The following is a 20545-nucleotide window of genomic DNA, read 5'->3' as shown; positions in this document are numbered from 1 at the left end:
GCGCGGTCACACCGGCGGGCGGCAGCGGATCGCGGTGACCTCGCCGCGCAGCACGCACTCGCCGGAGGCGTACGGGACCAGCAGCGTGTGACCGGCGCGCACGTCGACCGGTTCGGCGTGCGCGGACTCCAGCGTGCCCGCGCCCTCGACGACCACGACGACCGAGAAGGCCGGGTCCAGCACGCCGACCGGGTCGGGCCGCAGGCGCTCGGCGGCGAAGAAGGCGTCCGCGGCCTCGGGGAACAGCCGGTCGACGCCGGGGCGCACGCCGCGGCCGGCGCGGCGGGTCCGGCGCAGGTCCTCGATCCGGCCGGTGTCCCAGGAGGCGCGGTCGACGCAGCCCAGCGCCTGGTCGAACCCGAGCCCGAGGTGACCCGCCTCGGGCTCGATGTCGTAGCCCTCCCACTCCAGCAGGAGCGAGAAGTCGGTCGGCTCCTGGACCTCGACGAGCAGGATGCCCTCGCCGATCGCGTGCGGCACGCCCGCCGGGCAGACGACGGCGTCGCCGGGCCGTACGGGGACGCGGTTCGTCGCGGCCAGCATCTCGGCCACCCGCTGCCCACCGACCCAGCCCGCGAGTTCCTCCGGGGCCACGTCCCGCGCGAACCCGAGGTGGACGGCGGCGTCCGGCGCCGCGTCGACGATGATCCACGCCTCCGTCTTGCCGTACGGCGAGGCCAGGTGCGTGCGCGCGAACGCGCGGTCCGGGTGGACGTGCAGCGGCAGCCGCTCGCCCGCGTCGAGGAGCTTGACCAGGATCGCCGGATCGGCCCCGTGCGCGGCGACGTGCTCCGGGCCGAGCCACCGCTCGGGGTCCGCGGCGATCGCCTCGGCGAGGGATCGCCCGTCCGGCAGCGTGCTCAGGCCGGCGGGCGCCGCGCCGGCGCGCGCGGTGACCGACCCGATCCAGTCCTCCGGGTGGTACGGGTCGGCCTTCGGCGGGTCGCCGCGGAAGCGGTCGATGCGCCCGGCGCCCCGGTAGAACGAACGCGGCATGTTGCCAGAAAGCGTGATAGGTCGCACGGGTCCCATCCTCCTATGCCCTCACGATCAAGGTTGGTCCAGCCTTTCCCGCCCGTTTCCCCGGCTGCCGCGCGTCGTTGCCGGGCACCTGAGAGCACTGACACGCCCCACCGAGTCGATTTCTGAGGCAGGCTGCCATGACCGGCATCAACCGGCGAAGATTCATGCGACTGGCGGGCGGCACCGCCGCGGCGTCCGCGCTCTCCACCAGCATCGCCCGCGCCGCCGAGATCCCCGCGAACCGCCGTACCGGCACGCTGCGCGACGTCGAGCACATCGTCGTCCTCATGCAGGAGAACCGCTCCTTCGACCACTACTTCGGCACGCTCCGCGGCGTACGCGGCTTCGGCGACCCGCACCCGGTGACCCTGCCGAGCGGCAGGCCGGTCTGGTACCAGTCCGACGGGACGCGCGACGTGCTGCCCTTCCGCCCCGAGGTCGACGACCTCGGCATGGTGTTCCTGCAGGACCTGGACCACAGCTGGAACGGCGGGCACGCCGCGCTGAACCAGGGCCGCTACGACCGGTGGATCCCGGCCAAGACCGCCACGACGATGGCGTACTTCACGCGCGAGGACATCCCGTTCCACTACGCGCTGGCGGACGCGTTCACGATCTGCGACGCCTACCACTGCTCGCTGCTCGGGCCGACCGACCCGAACCGCTACTACATGTGGAGCGGCTACACCGGCAACGACGGCAGGGGCGGCGGACCGGTCCTGGGCAACGACGAGCTGGGCTACTCCTGGACGACCTATCCCGAGCGGCTCGAACAGGCCGGGATCTCCTGGAAGATCTACCAGGACGCCGGCGACGGCCTCGACGCCGCGGGCTCGTGGGGCTGGACCCAGGACGCCTACATCGGCAACTACGGCGACAACTCGCTGCTCTACTTCGACCAGTACCGCGGCGCGAAGCCGGGCGACCCGCTGTACGACAAGGCCCGCACCGGCACGAACGCCAAGGGCGGCCAGGACCTCTTCGAGATCCTCAAGGCCGACGTGACGAACGGGAGGCTCCCGCAGATCTCCTGGATCGTCGCGCCCGAGGCGTTCACCGAGCACCCGAACTGGCCGGCCAACTACGGCGCCTGGTACCTGTCGCGGATCCTCGACACGCTGACCACCGACCCCGAGGTGTGGAGCCGGACCGCGCTGTTCATCTGCTACGACGAGAACGACGGCTTCTTCGACCACGTCGTGCCCCCGTACGCCCCCGCGGACCCGGCCCGCTCGACCGTGGACCTCACCGGGGAGCGGTACGAACCGCCGGCCGGAGGCGGCGACGCCGCCGGGCCGTACGGCCTGGGCCAGCGGGTGCCGATGTTCGTCGTGTCGCCGTGGAGCAAGGGCGGCTGGGTCGACTCGGAGGTGTTCGACCACACGTCGATCATCCGGTTCATGGAGCGGCGCTTCGGTGTGCGCGAGCCGAACATCTCGCCCTGGCGGCGTGCGGTGTGCGGCGACCTGACCTCGGCGTTCGACTTCGGGCGTACCGCCACGCGGGTGCCCCGGCTACCCGACACCAGCCGCTACACGCCGCCGGACCGCGACCGGCACGACGACTACGTGCCCAAGCTCCCGGCGAAGCCGGCGCTGCCGAGACAGGAGCCCGGCCTGCGTCCCGCCCGGCCGCTGCCGTACGACCTGGCCGCCGACGGCCGCGTCGTCTCCGGCGGCCTGCGGATCGACTTCGCCAGCCGCGGCGCGACCGGAGCGAGCTTCCACGTGACGTCGGCGACGCACGCGGACGGGCCGTGGACCTTCACCGCCGGGGCCGGCCGGCGGCTGTCCGGCGAGTGGGCGCCGGGCGCGTACGACGTCACCGTGCACGGCCCGAACGGGTTCCTGCGACGGCTGCGCGGACCCGGCACGGCGGGCCCGGAGGTGTCCGCGCGCCACGACGGCGCGGGCGAGCGGGTGCGGCTCGTGCTGACGAACGGCGGGAACACGATCGTCCGGCTGACGGTCGAGGACGCCGGCGGGCACGCGTCGGAGTACCGGATCCGCCCCGGCGGCAGCGCGACGCACGACGCGCGGACACGCGTCAGCCACGGCTGGTACGACCTGACGGTCACCTCCGACCAGGACCGGACGTTCCTGCGCCGCCTGGCCGGTCACGTGGAGACGGGCCGCCCCAGCACGAGCGACCCGGCCCTCGGCGCGCGCTGAGGCATCGGTGAGCGGCACCGTCCCGGTCGCGGGGCGGTGCCGTCGTCTCAGGGCTTGGTCTCAGGGCTTGCGGCCGACGGCGGCGACGGCGAGCCGCAGCACGGGGTGTTCCTCCGCGGAGTCCTCGGTGCCGTTGGGGCGCCAGTCGGGGACGCGCACCAGCCCCGGCTCGACCAGCTCAAGGCCGTGGAGGAACCCGCGGACCTGGTCGGGGGTGCGGAAGAAGCCACGGCCGATGCCCTGGCGCATCGCGGTCTCGGCGGCCTTCTCACCGGGCGTGCCGGCCTCGACCAGGTGGTGGAGGAACACGTGGCTGCCGGACGGGAGCGCGGCGATCAGGCGGGCGATGAGGCCGGCCGGGTCCTCCTCGTCGCTGACGTAGTGGACGATGCCGCAGAGCAGCAGCCCGACGGGCCGGTCGAAGTCGATCTCGACGCGCACCTCGGGCGCCTCCAGCAGCCGCTCGGGCTCGCGCAGATCCCGGTCGACCACGGCCACGCCGGAGCTGCCGGCCAGCAGCGCGCGGGCGTGCGCCAGCACGATCGGGTCGTTGTCGACGTAGATCACGCGGGTCTCCGGGGCGATGCTCCGGGCGACCTCGTGCACGTTCCCGGCGGTGGGCAGCCCGGAGCCGATGTCGACCAACTGGCGGATGCCGGCCTCGCCGACCATGTAGCGGATCGCCCGGCCCAGCACCATCCGCTGGGCGCGCACGCCCAGGTGGACCTCGGGCAGGGCCTTCTTGATCCTGTCGCCGACCTCGCGGTCCGGGGTGAAGTTGTCCTTTCCGCCGAGGAGGTAGTCATAGACCCGGGCGATGCTCGGCCGGGTGATGTCGACCCCCTGTGGCACTCGCCCTTCGGCAGGAGTCGTCCCCCCGCCGTCCCCGACACCCGTCACCACACGCCCTCCTCCGAAATGTCGTAAAGATCATGAATTGCGCCAGCCTAGTCGCCGGAGCCGGCTCGTGCCGCTCCACGACCGGGTCCGGTAATGTTGCGGTCTCCGGCGACCGAGGAGGTGAGCCCCATTACCGCCATCACAGGCCGGGCGCTCTCTTCTTCGTCGACTCGCCTCGGATAGGTGACACGAGGGCGCCCTCAGCATCGAAAGGCGTTCTCATGACCTCACCCCTGTCCCCCGCCTCCGTCGTCACCAGGCTGCGCGCCGCCGGCTGCGTCTTCGCCGAGGACGAGGCGCGGCTGCTCGTCTCCGCCGCCCGCACGCCGGATCACCTCACCGCCATGGTGGAACGCCGGGCCTCCGGGCTGCCGCTCGAGCACGTACTCGGCTGGGCGGAGTTCTGCGGCCTGCGCGTCGCCGTCGACGCCGGGGTCTTCGTGCCCCGCCGCCGCACCGAGTTCCTCGTCCGCCGGGCCGTCGCGCTGGCGAGCGAGGTGTCCCGGCCGCTCGTCGTGGTGGACCTGTGCTGCGGCTCGGGCGCGGTGGGCCTCGCGCTGGCGACGGAGCTGGCACCGGTCGAACTGCACGCCGCCGACGTCGATCCGGCCGCGGTGCGCTGCGCCCGGCGCAACCTCGCGGGCACGGGCCACGTCCACGAGGGCGACCTGTACGAGCCGCTGCCCGCCGAGCTGCGAGGGCGCGTCGGCGTCCTGGCCGCGAACGTCCCGTACGTGCCCACCGGGGAGGTGGCGCTGCTGCCCGCGGAGGCACGCGAGCACGAGGCGCGGGTCGCCCTCGACGGCGGCGCCGACGGCCTCGACCTCGTACGGCGCGCGGCGGCCGAGGCGCCCGCCTGGCTCATCCCCGGCGGCCACCTGCTGGTGGAGACGAGCGAACGCCAGGCGCCGCTCGCGGCCGCGGCCTTCCACGACGCCGGGCTGCTCCCCCGCGTGGTCACCTCGGAGGAGGAGCACGCCACCGTCGTCACCGGCACCCGCCCGTCCTGAACACCTCACGCGGCCCGGACGGGCGTCAGCGGGCCGCCTCCTCGGCCGGTTCGCCGGCGAAGTGGCGGCGGCACCCGAGGCTGCAGAACCCGTGGGTCGTGCCGTCGTGTTCCAGGGTGGCCACCATGTCGCGGGCGACCATGCCGCACACCGGGTCGATGAGCGCCGTCTCTCCGACGACCCGGCCGAACACCCCGTATCCGCCCTCCGGCACGCCGACGACCTGGACCTCGCCGACCGGCTCGCGGTGGCACCGCTCAGGTTCGGGATCCGCCGGCGCGAGCGCCCGGGTGATGCTCGCGATGAAGAACGGACTCAAAGGCTTGCGCCAGGAACCCGGTACGTACACGCGTGCCACGTGGCGCGGCGGCTCGGCCGGTCCCAGCGCACGCCCGCCGACGATCCGGGTACCGCGCGGTCACGGATTCACCGTCTCGGCCTCGCGGTGCGGGGCGGGCTCGTGCCGGGGGCGCAGGACGCCGGCCGTGACGGCGGCGGTGACGCAGAACGCCACGGGCAGGAAGAACGTGACGTTGAGCGGCACGAGGCGCGTCAGCGGCCCGATGACCGCCGGGCCGGCGAGCATGCCGAGGTAGCCGAGCCCGGCGACGCGGGAGACGTTGGTGGCGGCGGCGTCCTGATCGGCGTGGCCGGCGGCGCTGAAGAGCTGGGGGACGCAGCCGGACAGCCCGGCCCCGAACACCGCCCAGCCCGCCAGGGCCAGCGAGACCCAGGGCGAGAGCGCCGCGACGGTCAGGCCGAGCGCGGCCACGGCCGCGCCACGGCGGAGCACGGCCGCCGGGCCGATGCGCGCGGTCACCCGGTCGGCGACCAGGCGGCCCGCGGTCATGGCCGCGGAGAAGGCGCCGTACGCGAACGCGGCCGTGGAGGCGGGCGCGTCCAGCACGTTCCGCAGGTGCAGCACGCTCCAGTCGTTCGCGACGCCCTCACACAACATGATCATCAGGGCGAGCGCGGCCAGCGCCCAGATGTGCCGCGGCGTCCGGCGCCGCGGCCGTGCGGGCGCGGCCGTCTCCGGGGCGCGGGGTTCGGCCCGCAGCAGCGCCGGGGCCGCGAGCGCGGTGACGGCCAGGCCGAGGACGGCGACCGCGCCGAGCGACGCCGCCGGGCTCCAGCCCCAGCTCAGCGTGCGGGCGCCGACGAGCGAGGCGAAGACGCCGCCGATCGAGTAGGCGGCGTGGAAGGCGGACATGACGGGCCGCGGGTACTCGCGCTCGACCTGGACGGCGTGCGCGTTCATGGAGACGTCCATGGCGCCGGTGCCGAAGCCGTACACGACCAGCGCCGCGGCGAGCGTCCCGGCATTCGTCGCCAGGCCGGGCAGGACCACGGACGCGGCGGCGAGGCAGGCGCTCAGCGGTACGACCGCACGGGCCCCGAAACGGTCGGTGAGCGGGCCGGAGACCTGCATCCCGGCGAAGGCCCCCGCGCCGAGCACCAGCAGGAGCCAGCCGAGCACGGCGTGGTCGACGCCCACCCGGTGCTCGACGCTGGGGATGTGGACCACCCACACGCCCATCAGGAAGCCGTTCAGGACGAAGTAGGCGAACGTGGCCAGCCGGCCGGCTCGCAGCGATCTCTCCATGCTGCGAACATAACGAACAACTTTTTTGTTCGTAAGCCTGTTTTTCGCGCGCTGACTGTGTTCAATGGGTGTCATGACCGGTACGGACCGACTGAGACAGATCACCGAGGCCGTCTGCGAGGCGGGCAGCGTCGGCGTCGCGGAGCTGGCCCGGCTCACCGGCGCCTCGGAGATGACCATCCGGCGCGACCTGGAGGTCCTGGCCGCCCAGGGCGTGCTCCAGCGGTACCGCGGCGGGGCGCGAAGCCTGGTGCTGCGCGGCGAGGGGCCGCCCTTCGCGCTGCGGTCCCAGGAGGGCCTGGAGGCCAAGCGGCGCATCGCCGCCGAGGCCGCCGCGCTCATCGCCGACGGCGAGTCCGTCGTCCTGGACAGCGGAACCACCTGCCTGGAGGTGGCGCGGGCCCTCGAAGGACGGCGCGTGACCGTGATGCCACTGTCCCTGCACGCGGTCAACGTCCTGAGCGGCGCCCCCGAGGTGACGCTGCTGGTGCCCGGCGGCCGGCCCCGGCCGGCCGAGCTGGCGCTGGCCGGACCGCTGACCGAGGCGTCACTGGCCGCCCTGCGCTTCGACACGGCGGTCATCGGCTGCTGCGGCCTGAACGCCGCCAACGGCCTGACCGCCTACGACCTCGACGACGCCGCGGTCAAGCGCGCCGCGATCGCCTCGTCCCGCCGTGTCATCGCGGTGACCGAGGCCGCCAAGCTGACCCGTACCGCCCTGGCCCACGTCGCCCCGGTCTCCGCCCTGCACGCGGTCGTCACCGACACCGCGGCCCCGGACGAGGAGACCGCCCGCCTGACCGCGGCCGGCACCGTCGTACACCGAGCCTGACCCCGGCCGAGGACAGCACCGCGACGGCCACCGCCGCACGCGGGCCCGTGCGGGCCCCAGGGCACCGCAGGAGGTAGCCCCGAGTACGGCGCCAACGCTCACGTCTCGCCGTACCGCCGGGGACGGCCTCCCCGGGCGGGCACCACCCGTCACCGCACGTGGGCTCGTACCGGCCGGCAGGGCACCGAGACGGGCGTCGCCGGGCCCCGGATCCGGCCGTGCCGGCCTCTTCAGCGGGTCGCGAGCCACTCGTCGAAGGTGGTCGGGGCGATGTGGGCGTCCTCGCCGGGCAGGAGCGCGTTGCCGGCCATGTCCGGGCCGAACAGGCCCGTCCACGTCGGCACGAGCTTCACCGTGCGGCCGCGCGCCTGGTGGGTGCGCCGGGCCATGTCCACCAGGTCCTGCGGCTCGGGTCCCGCGACGTCGGGATGGCGCCCCTGCGGCGTGCCGGTGGCGACCTCGGCGAGGATGGCGGCGACGTCCTCGGGCGCGACCGGCTGGATGAGCAGCGGCGCGATCGTGGCCACGCCGTCCCGCTCGGTCCAGCTCGCCACCGTCGCGGCGAAGTCGTGGAACTGTGTGGCCGGGACGATCGTCCACGGCACCGGACCCGCGGCGACCAGGCGCTCCTGCTCTCGCTTGCCGGCGTAGTGCGCGTTGCCCTCGACCCGGTGGATCCCGGCGATCGACAGCAGCACGTGGTGGCGGGCCCCGGCGCGTTCCTCGGCGGCGAGCAGGTTCCGCGTGGCGGTGCGGAAGAAGTCCACCGTCGCCTCAGGGTCGGCCGACGTGGCGTTCGTCGCGTCGACGACGGCCTCGACACCGGCCAGGGCCGCGTCGAGGCCCGTACCGGTCACCAGGTCGACGCCGAGTGAGCGGCTGACGCGGACGACGTCGTGGCCGGCCCGCTGGAGCGCGGCGACGGTGAGCGCTCCGATGTTGCCGGTCGCACCGGCGACGGCGATTCGCATGATGATCTCTCCTCGTCTCTCAGTCCGAGACCTGACGCTATCTCGGACTAAAAAGATCCGCAATATCTCCGATAAGCTCAGGATCATGAAGTTGCCCGTGAGCACCGAATGGCTTCTGCACTGCGCCACGACGCTGGCCCAGCTCGACCCGGGCACCACCGCGTCGGCGGCCCAGCTCGCGCAGTACTACGACCTGCCGGCGGCCTATCTGGCCAAGCAACTCCAGGCGCTGGTCAGGAGCGGCGCGCTGGCGGCGACGACGGGCCCCCGAGGCGGGTTCCGGCTGGCCCGCCCCGCCTCCGAGATCACGCTTCTGGACATCGTCGAGGCGGTCGACGGCGCCGCCTCGCCGTACGAGTGCCGGGAGATCCGCCAACAGGGACGCGGGGCGCTGTCTCCCGAGGAGTGCCGGAACACCTGCGTCCTCGCCGAGAAGATGGCGGACGCGCATGAGGCCTGGCGGCGCAGCCTCGCCGCGACCTCGCTCGCCGACGTCCTCGCCACCCTGCCCCCGTCCGCCCCCGAACGCACCCGCCGGCGCATGGCAGGCGCCACATAGCCTCAGCAGCGAGGCCATCGACTACGTGGCTGCATGATCACCACCGTCACGCTCGGAGGAACGCGCATCCTTCCGCGAAAACGTCGGTGGAGCGCCCGCGAACTGGGTAGTGGTCCAGTTCAGAGGTCTGATCATGAGCGAACTACCAAGGCGCATACCGGCGATGATGGCCGCGCTCCGGCCCGCGCTCCCCCACGACGACGACAACTGGGCGTTCGAGCTGAAGTGGGACGGAGTACGCGCCGTCGCCTACGTACGCACGGACGGGCTGGAGCTGATCTCCCGCAACGACAAGGACATGGCCCGGTCCTACCCCGAGCTCCGGGCGCTCACGGGGATGGTCCACGAGCCGGTGGTGCTGGACGGCGAGATCGTCGCGCTGCGCGACGGGCGTCCCGACTTCGGCCTGCTGCAGTCCCGGATGCACGTCCAACGACCGACCGACCGGCTGGTCCGCTCCACACCGGTCGCCTACTACGTCTTCGACCTGCTCCACCACGGCGACCGGTCGCTCCTGGCCGAGCCCTACACGACCCGCCGCCGGGCGCTGGAGGAGCTCGACCTCAACACCGACCCGGTCTTCACACCGCCGTGGTGGCAGGGAGGCGGCGAGGCCGTCCTGGCCGCCAGCATCGAGCAGGGCCTGGAAGGGGTCGTCGCCAAGCCCCTGACCTCCCGCTACCTGCCCGGCCGCCGGGGCCCCTGGATCAAGGTCAAGAACGTCCGCCACCAGGAGGTCGTCGTGGCCGGCTGGACACCCGGCGAAGGCCGCCGGGCCGACATGATCGGATCCTTGATCCTCGGCGTCTACGACGACCACGGCCTCAGGTACGTCGGCAACGTCGGCACCGGCTTCACCGAGACGAACCTCCACGAGCTCGCCGATCGCCTGCATCCGCTGGAGCACCCCGACAGCCCCTTCGACACCACCGTGCCGGGTCCGGTGGCCCGTACCGCGCACTGGACCGAACCCGAACTCGTCGGCGAGGTCGCCTTCACCGAGTGGACCGGCGACGGCCACCTACGGCATCCCAGCTGGCGCGGCCTCCGCCCGGACAAGCAACCAGAGCAGGTCACCCGGGAAACGTGAGGGGAGTACGCGGTCGCTAAGCGAGATCTGACACGCGGCGGCGCGCCTTCTCGAGCAGTCCGTCCACGTGTCGCCAAGTGCGGTCGGCGGCGACGGGGTCGTGGTCGGGCAGACTCGGGTCGGTGTAGAAGTGACCGGCGCCGGGATAGGTGTGCACCGAGAGCTCGGCCCCGGCGTGTTCCGCACTGGCCCGGAGGGCGGCCATCTGGTCGGGCGGGGCGAACCGGTCGCCGTCGGCGACGTGAGCCTCGACAGGCGTGCCGGCGGGGATGCCCGGGGGTACGGAGGTGGTCGCGTGGAGAAGGAACGCGCCGGCCGCCGTGGGCCTGTCCGGCCAGAGGGTGCCCACCACGCCCACTCCCATCGAGAACCCGCCGAGCACCGCACTGGGAGGCAGGTCCCGGACGGCGGCGCGAGCGCGCGCCGTGATCGTCTCCCAGCCGATCCGCTCCATGAGCGCGAACCCGTCCTCCAGGGCCGGCACGTCGCCCGCGACCTCGCCGGCGAAGAGGTCGGGTGTGACGACGTGGTGACCGGCGGCGCGCAGGCGCTCAGCCGCGCTCAGCTCCACCGGCCGCAGCCCGAACATCGAATGGAAGAGGACCACCGTGAGGCGTCCCCCCGCACCAATATTCATCGGAACGTTCTACACCCCGCCGCACCGCCGATGCGAGATGATCTTCACCGTCACTCATCGGTGCCTACTGTGAATGGAGCAGGCCATGGCCGGGCCGCTCGACACCGCACATGCCATCACCAAGCTCCCCGTCCAGGATCTCGACCGAGCGCGGCGGTTCTACCGTGACCGCCTCGGCCTTGAGGCTGTCGAGGAGCGCGAGGGCGGTCTCCGCTACGTGTGCGGGACGACCGAGTTCCACCTCTTCCTCTCGTCCGGCTCCGCCTCGGGCACCTCAACGCAGATCGGCTTCGAGGTGGACGATCTCGACCGGGTCGTCGCCGAGCTACGGGCGCGCGGACTGCGGTTCGAGGCGGTCGATGTCCCCCACTTCAACGTCGAGGGCGACATCGTGACCGTCCCCGGCAACTACCCCAGCAAGGGAAGCGGCGAGCGCGGCGCGTTCTTCCGCGACAGCGAGGGGAACCTGCTGGCGCTCGGGCAGGCGACCCCCCGACCGTCCCGCCGTCCGCGAGCGGCCTCTGGAATGATCCCGGTCATGAGCGAGAGCCCGCGTCCGCGACCCGCGGAACCTGACGACTACGATCGCATCGTCGGGGTGGTGGACGACTGGTGGGGCCGGCCGGTCAGTGCGAGCCTGCCCCGGCTGTTCCTGGACCACTTCCACCGCACCAGCCTGGTGGCCGAAGACGGCGACGGGCTGGCCGGGTTCCTCATCGGACTGCTGTCTCCCTCGCTGCCCGAGTCGGCCTACATCCACTTCGTCGGCGTCGCGCCGCGCGCTCGTCGTGGCGGGCTGGCCCGGGACCTCTACCAGCGGTTCTTCGACCTCGCCGCGGCCGAGGGCCGTACGAAGGTCAAGGCGATCACGTCCCCCGTGAACCAGCGGTCCATCGCCTTCCACACGGCGATGGGCTTCACGGCCACCGGCCCGGTCGCCGACTACGACGGCCCCGCCGTCGACCGCGTCATCTTCCAGCGGGAGCTGCCGCTCCCCTGAGGCGGGCGGCCCTGATCGCCGACCGGGGTCACGCCTCGTCCCTCTCCTCGTAACGCCGCCGGCCCTTCCGGCGGATCTTGATGTCGCGCATGTCGGTCACCGCCACCCGGAGGATCCGGTAGGGGTATCCGTACGCGTCCAGCGCCGCGACGGCCCGCTCGGTGGCCTCCGTCTCGCCGTCCTCGGGACCGGCCGGCACCTGGCAACGGAAGGTGAACGCCGAGAGGCCGCGGTCACCGGTGAAGGTGCCCGCCTCGGTGAAGGCGGCCGCGAAGGCGTCGCCGTCGGTGAGCACATCGGCGTCGTTCAGTTCGCCGAACGTGCCGCGAATCGTCACTCTGAACACGGCCGGTCCTCTCGTACGGCGTAGGCGAGCAGGCGTTCGCCGAGCAGTTCCTCGACGGTGTCGAGGAGTTCGAGCACCGCCGTGGCGATCTCGTCGGGGCCCTGCCCGGCGGTGACGCGCTCGCCGATCTCGGCGAAGACCAGCGCGTGGAACCAGCCGATCTGGGCCGCCACGACACGCGGTCGCGGGTCGTCCGGCGCCGCTCCGGTCTCCGCGGCGAGCACGGCGGCGAGGGCCTCGGTCATCTGCCGGCCCAGCTCGTCCAGCCGGGCGAGCAGGGTGGGCGCGGCCCGCATCATCTGGAAGACGCGGCCGAACCCCTCGGTCAGCCCCAGCTTGCGGTCGCGACGACGCACCTCATCCCGGAGCCGCGCCAGCACCGCCCGCGCGGCGGACTCGCCGGGTGCCCGCTGCCGCACGATGTCGGCGAGCCGCTGCGGTGACGCCTCGTCCGGAGGCAGAACGAGGTCCTCCTTGGCGTCGAAGTAGTTGTAGACGGTGTTGACGGACACGTCCGCCACGGCGGCGACCTCGGTGATCGTGACGTTCTCGAAGCCTCGCTCGACGAACAGGCCGGTGGCCACGTCGGAGATCCGCTGCCGTGTCTGACGCTTCTTCCGCTCTCGCAGCCCCTCTTCCATGAGCAAAACTATAGTCGACTCCAAACTTTCAGCGCACTATAGTTTTTCACGGCCGCCTCCCTCCCGGGTGTGCCGATGACCGCTCGAACTGATTGGCTGGGCGGTCATGGACTACACGCAACTCGGACGGACCGGCCTCAAGGTGAGCCGGCTGGTCCTCGGCACGATGAACTTCGGGCCGCTGACCGACGAACCCGACGCTCACGCGATCATGGACGCGGCGCTCGACGCGGGCGTCAACTTCTTCGACACCGCGAACGTCTACGGCTGGGGCGAGAACAAGGGACGCACCGAGGAGATCATCGGCACCTGGTTCGCCCAGGGCGGCGGCCGGCGTGACAAGACGGTCCTGGCCACGAAGGTCTACGGGAACATGGCCGCGGACGGCGACGCCTGGCCGAACCACGACCGGCTCTCCGCGGTCAACATCCGCCGGGCCGTCGACGCCTCCCTCCGGCGGCTCGGCACCGATCGCATCGACCTCTACCAGTTCCACCACATCGACCGGAACACGCCCTGGGACGAGATCTGGCAGGCGATGGACGTCCTGGTCCAGCAGGGCAAGATCCTCTACGTCGGCTCCTCCAACTTCCCCGGCTGGAACATCGCCCGGGCGAACGAGACGGCGGCGCGGCGCGGCTCGCTCGGGCTCGTCAGCGAGCAGTGTCTGTACAACCCGGCCGAGCGGCGGGCGGAGATGGAGGTCATCCCGGCCGCCGAGGCGTACGGCCTGGGAGTGATCCCCTGGTCCCCGCTGCATGGCGGGCTGCTCGGCGGCGTCCTGCGCAAGGAACAGGAGGGCCGGCGCTCGACGTCCGGGCGCGCGGCCGACGCCCTGGCCGACCCCGACGAGCGGGCGCGGATTCAGGCGTACGAGGACCTGTGCGACAAGCACGACGTAGCGCCCGGAGAGGCCACTCTCGCGTGGCTGCTCACCCGGCCCGCGGTGACCGGGCCGATCGTCGGCCCTCGTACGCGGGAGCAGCTCGACTCGGCGCTGCGGGCGGTGGAGCTGGAACTGCCGCAGGAGTTCCTCGACGGCGTGGACGAGATCTTCCCCGGCCCCGGCCCCTCTCCGGAGGCGTTCGCCTGGTGAGAGAGGGCGAGGGCCGAAGCCCTCGTCCGTAGCGAGCGGTGGATGGCCGACCGGATCCCGGCCGACGTGGCGAGGCGTCGTCCGGGCGTGGGGCGCTGGGACGGGCCCGTCAGAAGGGCGACGTGCCCTGCTCGGGCAGTACCTTCTCCAGAGCACGGATGACCTGGGCGACGTGCCGTCGGGCGGCCTGCTCGGCGGCGGCGGTGTCGCCGGACCGGAGCGCGTCCACGATCTCCACGTGCTCGTCCAGGCTCGCCCGCGGACGCCCCGGCACGGCGGTGGTGAGGTTGTGCCCGAGCCGCAGCTGGGCGGTCAGCAGGTCGGCGATGGCGGTCAGGCGCCGGTTGGCCGAGCCGCGCCAGATGAGCGCGTGGAACTCCCGGTCCAGTTCGGCGTACGTCTCCACCTCGCCGGCCTCCAGCGCGGTCCGCTGGCCCTCGATCAGCTCGTGGAGCCGGTCGAGCAGGCCGGCGGGCCGGGTGCGCGCGATGTGCCGGGCCGCGAGGGCGTCGATCGCCGACCGCAGCTCGTAGATGTCGCGCATGTCGGCGGCGGTCATCTCGGCGACGAAGTACCCCGAATGCTTGCGCGCGACGAGGAACCCCTCGCGTTCGAGGATGGCGAGCGCCGCCTTGACGGGGGTCGGCGAGATGCCGAGCCGCTCGGCGAACGGGCGTACGGTGACGCGCTCGCCGGGCAGCAGCCGGCGTTCGAGCACGGCCTGGCGCACGGCCTCGTACGCGGAGCGGACCAGGCTGTTCAACTCCGGGGGCGCTTCAGCCACCGGTCCCCCAGGCCGGGCGCATCGGCACGAGGCGGTGCCGCGTCCAGGGCTCCAGCTGGTCGGCGTAGTGCCGGTCGCCGGGCAGGCCGGAGGCTCCGCCCGGGATCACCCAGGCGGACCCGTCCAGGTCGGCGAGGTCGAGCACCTGCCGGTACACCGACAGGTTCGTGATGTGGAACGGCGTGCCCTCTCTCCAGCCGTACGCGCCGTTCTGGATGGTCTCGTTGTCACCGCCGATGCCGGCCGGCGGAGGGTCGAGACCGGGCCCGGCGACCGTGTGCAGCGTGTGCCGGGCGGCCGTACGGTGCACCTCGCTCCAGGGCTTCGGGGACTCCGCGTCCCCGCACGCCTGCCGCCAGGCCGCGTCGAGCGCCTCGGTGAGCAGGTCGTCGCCGAGCGAGGCGGCCGGCCACGCGCCGTCCTCCGGGCGCGGCCAGGTGAGCGCGGCGAACCAGCGGCGCAGCAGCACCGGCACTCCGGGCAGACCGGAGTCCATCAACCACGAGCGCGTGCCCGCGCCGAGCTCGCGATCCAGCAGGCGCCGCGCCAGCGCGCGGCGGAAACAGGCGTGCACCAGGCCGACGGTACTCGTGGCGCTGAGGTCCCCACCACCGGCGGCGAGAAGCGCACGGGCCCGCTCGGCCGCCCCGGCGTACGGCCCGCGCCCGGCGAGCAGCTCCGCCCACCGCCGCGCCGCGACCGAGACCGTGTCCCCCTGCCAGCCCACCATGTCATCGACGCCGAGCCGCCCAGGGCCGGAGTTCGCCGACGCGGCGAGTTCGTGGATTCGTTCGGAGCGGTAGCAGTCGTTCATCGAGTGGGACACGAACGGGCGTTCCGTGGCGGTCACGGTGTTGTTCGCGGTCACGATGATGCCCTCGGGCGGGTCCTCGACCCGCGGCATCTCGGTGAACGGCACGCGTCCGCGCCAGGCATGTCGCCGCTCCCAGCCGGGCACCGGGACCTGGGTCGGCGCCAGGCCGTCCCGCGCGGGCAGTTCGCCGCGCAGCAGGTAGCCGATGTGCCCGCCGGTGTCGGCGGCCACCAGGTTGTTCAGCGGGTCGACCCAGCCCTCCTGACCGTCCAGCAGCGTGCGCACGTCGGCGGCCACCAGCATCCGCCGGAGCACGCCGAACTGGGCGCACGGCCGGTCCGTCGCGGTCCAGCGCAGCGAGAGCGCGGCGCCGCTCGCCGGGTCGCCGTGCACGACGGGGCCGTTCGGCGTCACGCGGCACGGCTCGACGTGGTCCTCGCCGCCCCGTACGGCGATCCGCTCCTCGCGGGCCGGCGCGGGTTCCCAGCCGGTCGCCGTGCGCACCTCCGTACCCTCACGGCGGAAGTGCTCGACGTAGAGGTCCTGCGCGTCGCCGGCGGCGTTGGTGATCGCCCAGCCGACCCGGCCGTTGTGCCCGAAGTGCGGGAAGCCGGGCAGGCCGGGGAAGGTGGCGCCCGACACGGTGAACTCCGGGCAGCGCACGTGCGCCTGCCAGTAGGCGTTCGGCGTGTCGAGGGCGCGATGGGAGTCGTTGACCAGCAGCGGCCGGCCCGTCCTCGTACGCCCGGCGCCGATCGCCCACGCGTTGGACCCCCCTTCGGCCTCCGCCAGGAAGCCGAGGTGCGCGGCGGCGCTCTCGACGTCCTCGCGGGCACGCTCGGCCAGTGCCACCCGCGGGTCCTCGCGCGGGATACGGCCCAGCGGCGGCACCGTCACCCGCATGCCGGGCAGCGGCCGGGGGTCGAGGACGTCGGCCGCCCGGCGTCCCGCACGCGCGCGCAGTACGGCGCGGGCGACCTTGTACTGCCAGACGCCCATCAGCACGTGGCGGATCTTGAACGCCAGCACCGAGTCGCGGGGCGTCCACTCCTCCCACGCGATCCCGGCGATCGCGTACTCCGGCGGCGGCCCGGACGCGCGGACGCACGCGTTGACCCCGTCCGCGTACCGCTCGAACGTCGCGGCGGTGACCGGGTCCATGGCGGTCAGGTCCCGTTCCGCCGCGTCGGTCAGCCGGAGGCGCCGGGCCAGCCGGTCGGCCGGCAGCGCCGCCGCCCCCACCACCTCGGCCCACCGCCCGCGCGCCCGCCTCCGGTCGTACTCCAGCTGCCACAGGCGGTCCTCCGCCGCCGCCCAGCCCAGACCGAACCAGGCGAGCGGCTCGGACTCCGCGTCGATCGAGGGGATCCCGTACGCGTCCCGGGAGATCGTGAGGCCGTCCGGAAGGCTCACGCCGCACCGGCCCGCGACGACTCGGCGTAGTGGCAGGCCGCCTTGCGCTCCGTGCCGGGCAGTGCGCGCAGCGGCGGGTCGTCGGTGCGGCACAGCCCGGTGGCGAGCGGGCAGCGCGGCGCGAACGCGCAGCCGCGGCCCCGGCTCAGCGCGCCCGGCGTCTCCCCCGCGACCGCGACCGGCGCCGGGTCCCGGTCCCGTACGCGCGGGCGCGGGGCGGCGGCGAGCAGCAGCCGTGTGTACGGGTGGCGCGGGTCGGCGAACAGCTCGCCGGCCGGTCCCTCCTCGACGATCCGGCCGAGGTACATCACCGCGACCCGCTGGGCCAGGTGGCGTACGAGCGCCAGGTCGTGGCTGATGAACAGGTACGTGATGCCGCGCTCGTCCTGCAACCGCCGCAGCAGGTTCACCACCTGGGCCTGGACCGACACGTCGAGCGCGGACACCGGCTCGTCGCAGACGACGAAGGCCGGGTCGAGCGCGATGGCGCGGGCGATCGCCACCCGCTGACGCTGGCCGCCGGACAGCTCGTGCGGGTACCGGCTCGCGAGCGCCGGGTCGAGGCTCACCGTCGCCAGCAGCTCGCGCACCCGGGCCGGGACGTCGCCGCCGGCGTGGTGCACCCGCAGCGGCTCGGCGACGATCCGCTCGACGGTCATCCGGGCGTTGAGCGCGTCGTAGGGGTCCTGGAAGACCGGCTGCATCGTGCGGCGCAGCGCACGCAGGTCACGCCGGCCCAGCGCGTGCACCTCCTGGCCGGCCACGGTGACCCGGCCGGCGTCGGGACGTTCGAGCGCGAGCAGCAGCCGGCCGGTCGTGGACTTGCCGCAGCCGGACTCGCCGACGAGCGCCAGCGTGGTGCCGCGCTCGACGCGCAGGTCGACGCCGTCCACCGCGGCGAGCGTGCCGCGTCCGCGTACGGGATAGTGCTTGACCAGGCCCTCGGCCACCACGAGATGATCGGTCACTGGTGCGCCCTCCTCGGTGCGGGCCTTCTGACGCGTTCCCTCATGACGCCGCCTCCGTGAGCTCGTGCGGATGCCAGCAGGCGACGCTGCCGCCCGTCTCGTCCGGGGTCAGGTCCGGCGGGGTCAGGCACCGGTCGGTGGCCCGCGCGCAGCGGGGACGGAACGGGCAGCCCTCGATGCGCTCGCCTGCCGCCGGCACCTGACCGGGGATGGTCGGCAGCTCGCCCGCGACCGGGCGGTCGGGGTCGGGCACGGACCGCAGCAGCGCCGCGGTGTACGGGTGGCGCGGAGCGTCGAGCACGGCGCGGACCGGGCCGGTCTCGACGATCCGGCCCGCGTACATCACCGCGACCCGGTCGGCGATCTCGGCGACCACGCCCATGTCATGGGTGATGAACAGCAGGACCGTGTCGCGGGCGCGCTCGCGCAGCAGCGCGAGCACCTGGGCCTGCACGGTCACGTCCAGCGCGGTGGTGGGCTCGTCGGCGATGAGCAGGTCCGGGCGGCCGGCCAGCGCGATGGAGATCATCACCCGCTGGCGCATCCCGCCGGACAGCTGGTGCGGCATCTGCCGCGCCCGCGCGGCGGCGTCGGGGATGCCCACCGACTCCATCAGCTCGACCGCCCGCCGGCGCCGCGCCGACCGGCTCATCCGCGTGTGGATGGCCAGCACCTCGGCGATCTGGGCGCCGACCGGCGTGGTGGGGTTGAGCGAGCTCATCGGGTCCTGGAACACCATGCCCGCGCGGGCACCGCGGATCCGCCGCAGCGCGCGCTCGTCCCGGCCGACCAGCTCGGTGCCGTCCAGCACCGCCGAGCCGGTCGCGCTCGCTCCCGGGGGCAACAGGCCCAGCAGCGCGAGCGCGGTGAGGCTCTTGCCGCAGCCGGACTCCCCCACGAGCGCGACCGTCTCGCCGCGCTCGGCGCTCAGGTCGACGCCGCGTACGGCCTCGTGCCCGGAGCCGAAGCCGATCCGCAGGTCGCGGATCCTCAAGAACGTCGCGGGCTCAGTCATGGGCGGGCCGATCGAGCCGGTCGAGGGTGACCGTGCGCCCGCCGTGCTGGGCCCGGTGGTGCGCGGCCAGGTCCCGTACGGTCGGGGTGCACAGCTCGGCGTCGGCGACGACCGGCGCGAGCAGCTCCTCCAGGGCCGCGACGCGTGCGGGACGGCCGGACAGCCACGGATGCACGGTGATCATGCAGAGCGTGCCGTGTCTCTTGGCGGCGGCGATCTCGGCGGCCCAGGCGTCGCGCACCGGGCCGGTCGGCGTCGGCGGGCGCGGGTCGCCGCCCACGTAGCGGTAGTACGGCGCGTCGTCGGTGGCCCAGTCGACGGGCACCTCCACGACGCCGTCCACCTCGTACGGGCGGTCGTCGCCCATCAGCGAGCTGTCGTAGCCGATGCCCAGCGCCCGCAGGACCGGGAAGACGCCGCCGGTCATGTCCCAGCTCGGCGACCGGTAGCCGACCGGGCGTTCGCCGGAGACCTCCTCCAGCGTGCGGATCGCCCGGTCGAGGGTGGCGTGCAGTTCGTCGCCGGTCAGGCTCGTCGGCGGCTCGTGGCACCAGCCGTGCAGCGCGAGTTCGTGTCCCCGCCGGTGGACCTCGGCGACCTGCTCGGGATAGGTCGCGGCGATCCAGCCGGGCACGAACACCGTCGCCCGCAGGCCCAGGCCGTCCATCATCGACAGCAGGTTCGCCACGCCCCGGCGCGGACCGTACCGGCGCTGTTCGAGCTCGCCGACGGCGTCGTCGCGCCGGTCCCGGCTCCGCCACAGGTACGGCGACTCACCGTCGAAGTCCAGCGTGAAGCACACGGCGGCCCGCGCGCCGCCCGGCCATGGGTAGGTCATGTCGCACTCCCGTCTTGCCTCGCCGCCGGGGCGAAGTCGCCGGCGGTACGGCCGCCGTCCACGTCGAGGGTGGTGCCGGTGACGAACGAGGCCGCGCCGGAGCACAGCCACAGGATCGCCGCGGGCGCGTCGTGTGGTCCGGAGGTACGGCCCAGCGGGATGCCCGCCCGCATCTTCGCGACGTGGTCGGCGGGCAGCTCGCTCACCTCGCTGCCCGGCGCGAAGCCGGGGCCGACGGCGACGACCCGGATGCCCGCCTCGCCCGCCTCCAGGGCGAGCGAGCGGGTGAGCATCTCCAGCGCGGCCTTGCTCGCGGCGTAGACCCCGCCGGTACGGGTCGGGCGCTTCGCCGCGCCGGAGGTGAGGTTGACGACGCAGCCGCGCACGCCCGCACGGGTCATGGTGCCGATCACGTGCTGGGCGAGCTGGTAAGGCGCGATCACGTTGACGTCGAGGATCCGCTCGACCGCGGCCCGGTCGGTCGTCGCCAGCGGCGTACGGGGGTAGACGCCGGCGTTGTTGATCAGGATGTCGGCCGTTCGCCAGCGCTCGTCCAGGGCCGCGATCAGCGCGGCGACGCCGTCCGCCCTGCTCAGGTCCGCGACCGCGGTGTGCGCGCCGAGGGCCTCGCCGAGCTCGGCGAGGGGTTCGGCCCGCGCGTCGGACAGCAGCAGCTCGGCGCCCTGGGCGTGGAAGGCCTCGGCGGTCCACCGGCCGATCACTCCCGCCGCCCCGGTGATGAGCACACGCTTGCCGGCGAACTCACGGCCGTAGTCGGGAATCATGAGGCCTCCTGCGTCGGGGAGATGATCCATGGCACCGTGTCCTCGG

General features: G+C 73.6%; 21 protein-coding genes. 7 read left to right on the top strand and 14 right to left on the bottom strand.

Annotated features, from left to right (window positions below; translation table 11 throughout):
• Positions 1-6: 6 nt before the first annotated feature.
• Complete coding sequence (locus tag QSK37_RS21065) at positions 7-1023, bottom strand: class I mannose-6-phosphate isomerase (protein ID WP_285623690.1); 1017 nt, start codon at positions 1021-1023, stop codon at positions 7-9.
• 137 nt (positions 1024-1160) lie between these two features.
• Between QSK37_RS21065 and QSK37_RS21060 the strand changes: the two genes are divergently transcribed.
• On the top strand, positions 1161-3194 hold the full coding sequence (locus QSK37_RS21060; RefSeq protein ID WP_285623688.1) for a phosphocholine-specific phospholipase C: 2034 nt from the start codon (positions 1161-1163) through the stop codon (positions 3192-3194).
• Positions 3195-3254: 60 nt separating this feature from the next.
• Here the strand turns inward: QSK37_RS21060 and QSK37_RS21055 are convergent, their stop codons facing one another.
• Positions 3255-4094, bottom strand: coding sequence for an SAM-dependent methyltransferase (locus tag QSK37_RS21055; protein ID WP_285623685.1), 840 nt, complete (start codon positions 4092-4094; stop codon positions 3255-3257).
• 221 nt (positions 4095-4315) lie between these two features.
• Between QSK37_RS21055 and QSK37_RS21050 the strand changes: the two genes are divergently transcribed.
• Positions 4316-5104: a putative protein N(5)-glutamine methyltransferase gene (locus QSK37_RS21050; protein WP_285623682.1), complete on the top strand. Its 789-nt coding sequence runs from the start codon at positions 4316-4318 to the stop codon at positions 5102-5104.
• 25 nt (positions 5105-5129) lie between these two features.
• Here the strand turns inward: QSK37_RS21050 and QSK37_RS21045 are convergent, their stop codons facing one another.
• Together QSK37_RS21045 and QSK37_RS21040 are read right to left on the bottom strand one after the other, a co-directional pair.
• The gene (locus QSK37_RS21045) at positions 5130-5423 is read right to left on the bottom strand and encodes a hypothetical protein (RefSeq protein ID WP_285623680.1); all 294 of its coding nucleotides are present in this window, start codon (positions 5421-5423) and stop codon (positions 5130-5132) included.
• Between the two features lie 99 nt (positions 5424-5522).
• A complete protein-coding gene (locus QSK37_RS21040; RefSeq protein WP_285623677.1) occupies positions 5523-6710 on the bottom strand; it encodes an MFS transporter in 1188 nt (395 codons plus the stop codon).
• A gap of 73 nt (positions 6711-6783) precedes the next feature.
• Between QSK37_RS21040 and QSK37_RS21035 the strand changes: the two genes are divergently transcribed.
• Positions 6784-7542 carry a DeoR/GlpR family DNA-binding transcription regulator gene (locus tag QSK37_RS21035; RefSeq protein WP_285623674.1) on the top strand — a complete coding sequence of 253 codons (759 nt, stop codon included), beginning with the start codon at positions 6784-6786 and terminating at the stop codon, positions 7540-7542.
• Between the two features lie 230 nt (positions 7543-7772).
• Here the strand turns inward: QSK37_RS21035 and QSK37_RS21030 are convergent, their stop codons facing one another.
• Complete coding sequence (locus QSK37_RS21030; protein ID WP_285623671.1) at positions 7773-8513, bottom strand: SDR family oxidoreductase; 741 nt, start codon at positions 8511-8513, stop codon at positions 7773-7775.
• Positions 8514-8598: 85 nt separating this feature from the next.
• Between QSK37_RS21030 and QSK37_RS21025 the strand changes: the two genes are divergently transcribed.
• Together QSK37_RS21025 and ligD are read left to right on the top strand one after the other, a co-directional pair.
• Complete coding sequence (locus QSK37_RS21025) at positions 8599-9072, top strand: RrF2 family transcriptional regulator (protein WP_285623669.1); 474 nt, start codon at positions 8599-8601, stop codon at positions 9070-9072.
• Positions 9073-9205: 133 nt separating this feature from the next.
• Complete coding sequence (ligD, locus tag QSK37_RS21020) at positions 9206-10162, top strand: non-homologous end-joining DNA ligase (RefSeq protein WP_285623667.1); 957 nt, start codon at positions 9206-9208, stop codon at positions 10160-10162.
• A gap of 16 nt (positions 10163-10178) precedes the next feature.
• On the opposite strand, the gene QSK37_RS21015 is transcribed toward ligD, so the two are convergent.
• Complete coding sequence (locus tag QSK37_RS21015; RefSeq protein ID WP_285623664.1) at positions 10179-10769, bottom strand: dienelactone hydrolase family protein; 591 nt, start codon at positions 10767-10769, stop codon at positions 10179-10181.
• 115 nt (positions 10770-10884) lie between these two features.
• Here QSK37_RS21015 and QSK37_RS51470 point away from each other — a divergent pair, with 115 nt between their 5' ends.
• Complete coding sequence (locus tag QSK37_RS51470) at positions 10885-11799, top strand: GNAT family N-acetyltransferase (RefSeq protein WP_349497978.1); 915 nt, start codon at positions 10885-10887, stop codon at positions 11797-11799.
• A 28-nt stretch (positions 11800-11827) separates the two neighbouring features.
• On the opposite strand, the gene QSK37_RS21000 is transcribed toward QSK37_RS51470, so the two are convergent.
• Together QSK37_RS21000 and QSK37_RS20995 are read right to left on the bottom strand one after the other, a co-directional pair.
• A complete protein-coding gene (locus tag QSK37_RS21000; protein ID WP_285623662.1) occupies positions 11828-12145 on the bottom strand; it encodes a DUF6204 family protein in 318 nt (105 codons plus the stop codon).
• A complete protein-coding gene (locus QSK37_RS20995) occupies positions 12133-12786 on the bottom strand; it encodes a TetR/AcrR family transcriptional regulator (RefSeq protein ID WP_285623660.1) in 654 nt (217 codons plus the stop codon). Before QSK37_RS20995 ends, QSK37_RS21000 begins: the two co-directional genes overlap by 13 nt.
• Before the next feature lie 106 nt (positions 12787-12892).
• Between QSK37_RS20995 and QSK37_RS20990 the strand changes: the two genes are divergently transcribed.
• Positions 12893-13882 (top strand): aldo/keto reductase, encoded by a 990-nt coding sequence (locus QSK37_RS20990; protein WP_285576161.1) that lies wholly within the window; start codon positions 12893-12895, stop codon positions 13880-13882.
• A 109-nt stretch (positions 13883-13991) separates the two neighbouring features.
• Here QSK37_RS20990 and QSK37_RS20985 read toward each other — a convergent pair whose 3' ends face one another.
• Genes QSK37_RS20985 through QSK37_RS20960 form a run of 6 tightly spaced genes read right to left on the bottom strand, consistent with a single transcriptional unit; the run spans position 13992 to position 20499 of the window.
• Positions 13992-14666, bottom strand: coding sequence for a GntR family transcriptional regulator (locus QSK37_RS20985; protein WP_285623658.1), 675 nt, complete (start codon positions 14664-14666; stop codon positions 13992-13994).
• The gene (locus QSK37_RS20980) at positions 14659-16893 is read right to left on the bottom strand and encodes a penicillin acylase family protein (protein ID WP_285623655.1); all 2235 of its coding nucleotides are present in this window, start codon (positions 16891-16893) and stop codon (positions 14659-14661) included. The genes QSK37_RS20985 and QSK37_RS20980 overlap by 8 nt, the downstream gene beginning before the upstream one ends.
• Positions 16890-17861: an ABC transporter ATP-binding protein gene (locus tag QSK37_RS20975; protein ID WP_285623653.1), complete on the bottom strand. Its 972-nt coding sequence runs from the start codon at positions 17859-17861 to the stop codon at positions 16890-16892. The genes QSK37_RS20980 and QSK37_RS20975 overlap by 4 nt, the downstream gene beginning before the upstream one ends.
• A gap of 40 nt (positions 17862-17901) precedes the next feature.
• Positions 17902-18876: an ABC transporter ATP-binding protein gene (locus QSK37_RS20970; RefSeq protein WP_285623651.1), complete on the bottom strand. Its 975-nt coding sequence runs from the start codon at positions 18874-18876 to the stop codon at positions 17902-17904.
• Positions 18869-19714: a polysaccharide deacetylase family protein gene (locus QSK37_RS20965; protein ID WP_285623649.1), complete on the bottom strand. Its 846-nt coding sequence runs from the start codon at positions 19712-19714 to the stop codon at positions 18869-18871. Before QSK37_RS20965 ends, QSK37_RS20970 begins: the two co-directional genes overlap by 8 nt.
• Positions 19711-20499, bottom strand: coding sequence for an SDR family NAD(P)-dependent oxidoreductase (locus QSK37_RS20960; protein WP_285623646.1), 789 nt, complete (start codon positions 20497-20499; stop codon positions 19711-19713). The genes QSK37_RS20965 and QSK37_RS20960 overlap by 4 nt, the downstream gene beginning before the upstream one ends.
• Positions 20500-20545: the final 46 nt, after the last annotated feature.

This window comes from Actinoallomurus iriomotensis, from assembly GCF_030269445.1.
Taxonomy (GTDB): domain Bacteria; phylum Actinomycetota; class Actinomycetes; order Streptosporangiales; family Streptosporangiaceae; genus Actinoallomurus; species Actinoallomurus iriomotensis.
The sequence above is the reverse complement of the archived record's forward strand: the minus strand, read 5'-3'. Positions and strand labels throughout refer to the sequence as shown.

Excerpts from the sequence above, each read along its gene's own strand:
- QSK37_RS21060 (WP_285623688.1), top strand. The coding sequence starts at position 1,161 with ATGACCGGCATCAACCGGCGAAGATTCATGCGACTGGCGGGCGGCACC.
- QSK37_RS21050 (WP_285623682.1), top strand. The coding sequence starts at position 4,316 with ATGACCTCACCCCTGTCCCCCGCCTCCGTCGTCACCAGGCTGCGCGCC.
- QSK37_RS21040 (WP_285623677.1), bottom strand. The coding sequence starts at position 6,710 with ATGGAGAGATCGCTGCGAGCCGGCCGGCTGGCCACGTTCGCCTACTTC.
- QSK37_RS21035 (WP_285623674.1), top strand. The coding sequence starts at position 6,784 with ATGACCGGTACGGACCGACTGAGACAGATCACCGAGGCCGTCTGCGAG.
- QSK37_RS21030 (WP_285623671.1), bottom strand. The coding sequence starts at position 8,513 with ATGCGAATCGCCGTCGCCGGTGCGACCGGCAACATCGGAGCGCTCACC.
- QSK37_RS21025 (WP_285623669.1), top strand. The coding sequence starts at position 8,599 with ATGAAGTTGCCCGTGAGCACCGAATGGCTTCTGCACTGCGCCACGACG.
- ligD (WP_285623667.1), top strand. The coding sequence starts at position 9,206 with ATGAGCGAACTACCAAGGCGCATACCGGCGATGATGGCCGCGCTCCGG.
- QSK37_RS51470 (WP_349497978.1), top strand. The coding sequence starts at position 10,885 with ATGGCCGGGCCGCTCGACACCGCACATGCCATCACCAAGCTCCCCGTC.
- QSK37_RS20995 (WP_285623660.1), bottom strand. The coding sequence starts at position 12,786 with ATGGAAGAGGGGCTGCGAGAGCGGAAGAAGCGTCAGACACGGCAGCGG.
- QSK37_RS20990 (WP_285576161.1), top strand. The coding sequence starts at position 12,893 with ATGGACTACACGCAACTCGGACGGACCGGCCTCAAGGTGAGCCGGCTG.
- QSK37_RS20970 (WP_285623651.1), bottom strand. The coding sequence starts at position 18,876 with ATGACTGAGCCCGCGACGTTCTTGAGGATCCGCGACCTGCGGATCGGC.
- QSK37_RS20965 (WP_285623649.1), bottom strand. The coding sequence starts at position 19,714 with ATGACCTACCCATGGCCGGGCGGCGCGCGGGCCGCCGTGTGCTTCACG.
- QSK37_RS20960 (WP_285623646.1), bottom strand. The coding sequence starts at position 20,499 with ATGATTCCCGACTACGGCCGTGAGTTCGCCGGCAAGCGTGTGCTCATC.